General features: G+C 67.9%; 4 protein-coding genes and 1 pseudogene. 3 read left to right on the top strand and 2 right to left on the bottom strand.

The window, feature by feature from the left end:
- Positions 1-268 (top strand): annotated as a pseudogene (locus AC1DHD_RS15335) (heavy metal translocating P-type ATPase); the annotation flags it as partial.
- Between the two features lie 148 nt (positions 269-416).
- Complete coding sequence (locus AC1DHD_RS15330) at positions 417-683, top strand: hypothetical protein (protein ID WP_476880537.1); 267 nt, start codon at positions 417-419, stop codon at positions 681-683.
- Positions 684-769: 86 nt separating this feature from the next.
- Here AC1DHD_RS15330 and AC1DHD_RS15325 read toward each other — a convergent pair whose 3' ends face one another.
- On the bottom strand, positions 770-1,720 hold the full coding sequence (locus tag AC1DHD_RS15325) for an EamA family transporter (protein WP_476880538.1): 951 nt from the start codon (positions 1,718-1,720) through the stop codon (positions 770-772).
- Positions 1,721-1,903: 183 nt separating this feature from the next.
- Between AC1DHD_RS15325 and AC1DHD_RS15320 the strand changes: the two genes are divergently transcribed.
- On the top strand, positions 1,904-2,446 hold the full coding sequence (locus AC1DHD_RS15320; protein WP_476880536.1) for a CGNR zinc finger domain-containing protein: 543 nt from the start codon (positions 1,904-1,906) through the stop codon (positions 2,444-2,446).
- Between the two features lie 17 nt (positions 2,447-2,463).
- Here the strand turns inward: AC1DHD_RS15320 and AC1DHD_RS15315 are convergent, their stop codons facing one another.
- Positions 2,464-2,817 carry a hypothetical protein gene (locus AC1DHD_RS15315; protein ID WP_476880535.1) on the bottom strand — a complete coding sequence of 118 codons (354 nt, stop codon included), beginning with the start codon at positions 2,815-2,817 and terminating at the stop codon, positions 2,464-2,466.
- Positions 2,818-2,947: the final 130 nt, after the last annotated feature.

Here is a 2,947-nt window from a genome sequence, read left to right as displayed (position 1 = left end):
GGGATCGGGCACCGACGTCGCCATCGAAGCCGCGGACCTGACCGTGATGGGCAACGAACTGGGACAGGTCGCCCAGGCCATCGAGCTCTCCCGCCGGACTCTGGCCACCATCAAGACCAACCTTTTCTGGGCCTTCTTCTATAACGCCGTGGGCATCCCGGTCGCCGCGTTGGGGCTGCTCAACCCGATGATTGCAGGCGCGGCCATGGCGGCCAGTTCCGTCCTGGTGGTGGCCAACTCGCTGCGGCTGCGGCGGTTCGGCAGCTAAACAGGGGCGGCGGCGGGATGGGGAGTGCTGCCCATCGACAGTGTTTTCCGGGGCAGGGTAGGTTCTAGGTATTGGATCTTCCGGATCAGCCGGAGGCCGTTGGGGATGCCGACAGTGATCGGGTCCGGTGAACTAAGGAGATTGTCACATGGCTATGTGGGGCGCAGATGTTACTCAGCTCAAGGCACTGGGAACCAAGTTGCAGGCCGGCGCGCAGGAGATCGATAACCAGCGGTCGCTGCTGACCAAGGCCCTGGCGGCCACCGACTGGAAGGGYCCGGACGCCGACAAGTTCCGTAACGACTGGTCCGGTGAGCACACGGCCAACCTGAACCGGGTGTCGCAGGCCCTGCAGCAGGCCAGCCAGATGGCYACCCGYAACGCCAGCGACCAGGAAAGCGCTTCCCTCCGCTAAGCACGCTTCAACGAAAGGCCCGGACGCACCGCGTCCGGGCTTTTCGTTTTCCCAGCGCTCCGGGGCGCGCGGGCAGCCGGACAGCCCTAGGGAACCGGCTCGACGTCGTTGGCGTGGTCGAGTGCGGCGGGCACCGGGGCCGGGGCGCGCAGCTCATCGAGGCGGACCAGCACCACGCCGCCGACAATCAGCACCCCGCCCAGAAGCTGCACCGGGCCGGGCAGCTCCCCCAGCAGCAGCCACGCCCAGATCACGGCGAACAGGACCTCGGTCAGCGAGACAAAGGATGCCACTTTCGAGCCCAGCGCCCGCGCCGCCACAACACCGGAGACGTAGGCGAGCACGGTAGCGAGAATGACCAGGCCGGCCAAGGCCACCCACCACGGAGTTACCCAAGGTCCCAGCCGGGTGTCGGCCGTGCTGGCTGCCATGGGCAGCAGTCCGGTGGCAGCCGCCAGCCACATCACGAGCGCTCCCACCATCAGCCCTCCCGAGGCCAGCACAATCGGCGGCAGGGTGTCGTTTTCCTTGGCGGTGATGAAGAAATAGATGGCCAGGCAGACGGCGGCGGCGATTCCCCAGAGCACCCCGACCAGATCGATCTTGACGGCACCGGTGAGGTCCAGGACCAGGACCAGGCCTCCGAGTGAAAGCAGGGTTCCGGCGATGGTGAGCGGCCGCGGCCTGCGGCGGCTGGCCGCCCAGAGCCACAGCACGATGATCACGGGGGCCAGGTACTCCAGCAGGAGCGCGACGCCCACCGAGAGCCGGGCGACGGCGTTGAAGTAGAACAGCTGGCACGCGGCCACCCCGATCAGCCCGAACAGCAGGACCGTCAGCCAGTTGTCGATGAGCTGGTGCCAGCGGCCGCGGAGGGCAACGGCGGCCGGGACGGCCAGGACCAGTGCTGCACCGGTGAGCCGCGCCGTGACCGCGGCGCCCGGTGTCCAGCCGGTCTCGAGCAGGGCCTTGGCAAAGGACCCCGAGATGCCGAAGACGGCCGACGAAAAGAGGGCCACGCCCAGGCCCGAGGCCAGGAACCCGGGAGCCCCACGCCCGGCGGATTCCGCGGGGTGCGGGGAGGCGGCGTCCCGGAGTGTGGGGCGTGGAGCGGCCTGGGGCCGGGCGGGACGGCGTGCGGCAGACACGGGCTGCCTCCTGTCAGGAGTAAAATTGGGTTATGGTCATGACAGTACGTCCGGACGACGTAAGGAGTCAAGATGCTTTTTGCCCCTGACACGGAAGTTGCGCTGCGATCGGTGGTCGGGCTGATCAATACTGCTGCCAACGGGGAAGAACAGTTGTCTACGGTGGCCGACCTGGACCGCTTCCTGGCGGCCGAGGGCTTTACCGGTTCGCGGACGCACGACGGCGCGGAGCTGGCCAGCGTGCACCGGCTGCGCGCCGAGCTTGCCGAACTCTGGCTGGCGGACGAGGGCACCGCCGTCGAGACCGTGAACCGGCTGTTGCGTGGCGCCCGGGCCCTGCCCCAGCTGATGAAGCACGACGGCTGGGACTGGCACCTGCACGCAACCACGCCCGAGGCGCCGCTTTCGGATCGGATGAGTACCGAGGCCGCCATGGCCCTGGTGGATGTGATCCGCAGCAAGGAGATGGACCGCATGCTGGTCTGCGCGGCGGACGACTGCGACGCGGTGGTGCTGGACCTGAGCCGGAACCGCTCGAAGCGTTACTGCGATACCGGCAATTGCGCGAACCGGGCGCATGTGGCGGCTTATCGGGCGCGGAAGGCGGCGTCCTAGCTGCCCTGCTGAGCTGCTTAGTCCGCCTGGCCGGCGTCGCCGCGGGCGTCGTCGGCGGGGCGGGCCTGCGGGGCTGAGCCGTCGTGCGACGCCGGCCGCCTGGAGCTCAGGTTGACCCCGGAGCCTTTGCCCAGGTGTTCGGCGTTGTCCTTGTAGCTCATCGAGAGCATGGCCGCGATAACGAGCGTGACAATGAAGGCGATGCCGGCGCCGGTGAAGGCAAGGTCGAAGCGTGGTTCCCTGGCGCTGCCGCCGGAGGCGAAGATCAGGACGGCAATGAAGGCCAGCACTGCCCAGAACGCGGAGAACATCAGCGGTCCCTTGACCGAGGTCCGCAGGCCGCGGCCTTCTCCAGATTTCTGCTCTGCCAAGGTGCTTTCCTCCTGCCGCCAGCGCCCGGCAGGCGTGGCAGTCGTGATACCGCGGTTGTTCTACGCAGGGTAGAACCTGTCGCTACTAGTTTACGGCCTCGGCGGAAACGTCCCGCGCATTGTGCCGCAG

Source organism: Arthrobacter sp. 05L45_2, assembly GCF_056397525.1.
This window is presented reverse-complemented; position numbering and strand designations above follow the sequence as displayed.